The sequence below is a fragment of the Novosphingobium sp. 11B genome (assembly GCF_054589055.1).
In genome coordinates this window covers 1-850 of record NZ_BAAILP010000256.1, presented here as the reverse complement: position 1 = coordinate 850, position 850 = coordinate 1, and the positions used below count along the sequence as shown (strand labels likewise).

Annotated in this window: 1 protein-coding gene; it reads right to left on the bottom strand. The window is 63.4% G+C overall.

The window, feature by feature from the left end; genetic code table 11:
• The coding region (tnpC, locus tag ACYPYD_RS22755; protein WP_459665689.1) for an IS66 family transposase at window positions 1-850 on the bottom strand (850 nt) is incomplete at both ends.

Here is an 850-nt window from a genome sequence, read left to right as displayed (position 1 = left end):
GGTGTAGCGCATCGCCTTTGCCAGATCGGATTTGGGTGAGAGCCTGGGCAGCATGTCGTCGATCTGCGTTTTGATCGTAGCCATCACCTTACAGGTTTCCGCCTGGCGGGCCGCTAACCGATCTGCGGCATTGCCGGCACGCACCCGGGCCTCGATCGCGTAGACCTCGCCGATCAGGCCGATGATCGCGGCGGCCACCGGCGACGGGGATTTACGGTAGGCGTCCACGAACTTGCGACGGACATGGGCAAGGCAAAAGACCAGCACAACCCCTTCCGCCCCCTTGCGGACCAGCGTCTTGTAGGCGCCATAGCCGTCGACTTGGAGGATCCCCCGATAGCCGGCTAGCTGCTGGCGCGCTTCAGCATGCCCGCGGCCGCGCGCATGAATGTATGCCACCGCCGGTCGCGCCGGGCCCGACCAGGGACCATCATCGCAGGCATGTGCCCAGAACTGCGTGATCCGGGTTCGCTTTCTTCCTTTCTCAAGGACCGGCATCCGCGTCTCGTCACAGAAGATCCGCGATTGCGCGTGGATGTACGCGAGTTGCAATTCATACAGAGATCTCAGCCACCATGCGATCTTGCGCATCCAGCGGCTTGGTAGGGCGCGATCGAGGATGGCGCCCTGTCCGGCCAGCATCTGAAGCTGCCGGTTGAGAGGGATTGACCATGCAAATCGCGCTGTGGCCATCCAGGCCAGCGTCGAGGTGGTAACCATCGAGCCCTGGATCGCACGCCGGGGCGCTGGTGCCTGAATAACCCCCTCACGGCAATTGCGGCAGGCATAGCGAGGGCGAACGGTACGAATGACGCGTACGATGGCCGGAACCCAGTCGAGGGCCTCACTG